The 2,355-nt window shown below is 55.1% G+C and carries 2 protein-coding genes; both read right to left on the reverse strand.

From position 1 onward, the window contains the following. Positions 1-700 (reverse strand): GAF domain-containing protein (locus BZK31_RS27565; protein ID WP_167378125.1); only part of this gene is annotated, 700 nt, incomplete at its 3' end. A gap of 1 nt (position 701) precedes the next feature. Further along, a partial coding sequence (locus BZK31_RS27570) for an AAA family ATPase (protein ID WP_157900810.1) occupies positions 702-2,355 on the reverse strand: 1,654 nt, incomplete at its 5' end.

The raw sequence follows: 2,355 nt of genomic DNA on the forward strand, positions 1-2,355 counted from the left end.
CCTTGCCTGTCCCCGTCTCGCCGGTCAGCAAGACTGTGTAGGAACTTTGCAGCACCTTACTGACCAGTCGACAGGTTTCACGCATTGCGGTGCTTCGACTGATCAACCCGTAATGCGCCTTATCGGGACTGGCCTCATGCAGTGATTGCCCTAGACCAGGATGTCGGCGCTTGAGCAGTGTGTGCTGAGACACTACAAAAGAACCCAGCGCTCCGAGCGAGGCAGCGTACCCCTCCAATGACCTGTATTCACCGCTGGCACACACCAGAAGTCCGACAATTGCCTGATCACGATTGGCCAACGGTACACACAGCAACGATTTCCACACTAACTGTCTGGCAGGTAAGAAGGTGGTGTCGTAAAGGCCGCAACTTAGCTCATTCACACTGACAGGAGTGCCCTGAGACCGTGCGTAGTTGAGCAGCGGCTCTGCAGAATAATCAAAGAAGTCGCCGTCATGAGCGCCAGAATGAATAACTTCGTCCAATACTTGAGACTCAAGAATGAGACGTCCAGACACTGTGTCGAACATGAACATCTGACTCAACTCACAACCGCTGAGTCGTGAGGCTGAACGGACAAAGTCGTTCAGCAGCGTCACACTGTTCGGCGCTTGCGACAGTTCTCCATAGATCGAACACAAGGTAGTTGCGTAAACCTGTGAATCAAGGACCGAAGAAGACAAAGACGTGACTGCCATCCTAGTCGAACTCACAGACGACACGGTCATCAGCGTCCAGCGTCACATGAATACGGTGAACATTTTCACCATCGGACATGGCGCTGAGTAAGCGATTGGCAATCAAGGGGATGACGAAGTCATCCAGCAAACGGTCGATGCGCCGTGCGCCGGTTTCGCTTTGCGCGCATCGCTCAGACAGGAAGGTGACAAGACGCGGGGAATAGTCGAAAGCAACCTTTCTGCTTTTCAAACGCGCGCCCAACTGCTGAAGTTTGATCTCGATCAGTTCACAGAGAACGGCTGCATGGATGGGGTAATAAGGTATTACCTGCATTCTGGCCAGCAGAGCCGGCATGAAATGGCCGCTCAGCAGTGGCTGCAGAAGCGCTTCCAGTTCTTCTACTTCCACCTGCCGGTCCGGCTGACAATGCGCGCTGATGAGCTCACTTCCCAGGTTAGAGGTCATCAGGATAAGTGTATTTCGGAAATCGATCTCTCGGCCTTCGCCATCGTTGGCAATGCCCTTGTCGAATATTTGATAGAACAGATTCATTACCTCAAGATCCGCTTTTTCAACCTCATCGAGCAAAACCACGGAGTAAGGCTTTTGTCGGACAGCTTCCGTCAGCAAGCCACCCTCGCCATAGCCAACGTAACCAGGCGGCGCGCCGATGAGTCGGGAAACCGTATGTTTTTCCTGAAACTCGGACATGTTGATCGTGGTAAGAAAGCGGTCGCCGCCGTAAAGCAGATCAGCCACGGCAACAGCGGTTTCAGTCTTCCCTACCCCGCTGGGTCCGACCAGAAGATAGACACCAACAGGTGCCTGCGGCTTGTTGAGTCCTGCTGCCACCGCACGCATCGAGCGGTCCAGCGCTTGAACGGCCTGGTCCTGACCGCGGATGCGCTGTTTCAGATCACCCGCAAAGCTACCAACCTTGGCGCTGTACTCCTGAGCGAGCTGCGACAAAGGGATGCCGGTCCATCCACTGAGGACCTCAGCGATAATCTTTGGGCATACTTCAAAATTAACCAGCCGCCCGGTTAACGAAGTCTTCGCCAGAACGTCATAGATGCGCGTCTGTTCTGCTTCAAGCGTGCGAATGAGTGCGTAATCATCCACGGAAAACTCATTGCCGGCAGCCACTACCCGAGCCTGCTGCGCGCGCAGTTCAGCCAACTGTTTGCGCAGCGTCAGCAATTGCTGCCTATCAGCGCTCTGCCGACGCCACGAGTCGTCAAGCCTGGTTGCCTGCTGCTCTTGCTCCTGCAACCTGACCTCAAGCCTACTCAAAACCTGATCATCAATCGGAATGCCTGCCTCGGCATCGCGCCGAATGGCGTCTGACTGCCGCTGATCCTCGGCTGTTCTGGCTCGCAATCGCTCAAGGTTTTCCGGAATGGCTGTCAGGCCGATTCGGACACGCGCACAAGCCGTATCAAGCAGGTCAATAGCTTTGTCCGGCAACTGTCGTCCGGTCAGATAGCGCGCCGACAACCGAGCGGCAGCAACCACTGCATCATCGCGCACGTAAATGCCGTGGCTGGTCTCATAGGTTGAGACCAGACCGCGCAGGATGGTGATTGCTTCTTCAACGGTAGGCTCCAGCACGCGAACCGGCTGGAAGCGACGGGCCAGCGCCGGATCCTTCTCGAAATACTTCTTGTATTCC

It is taken from the genome of Pseudomonas floridensis, from assembly GCF_002087235.1.
GTDB lineage: Bacteria > Pseudomonadota > Gammaproteobacteria > Pseudomonadales > Pseudomonadaceae > Aquipseudomonas > Aquipseudomonas floridensis.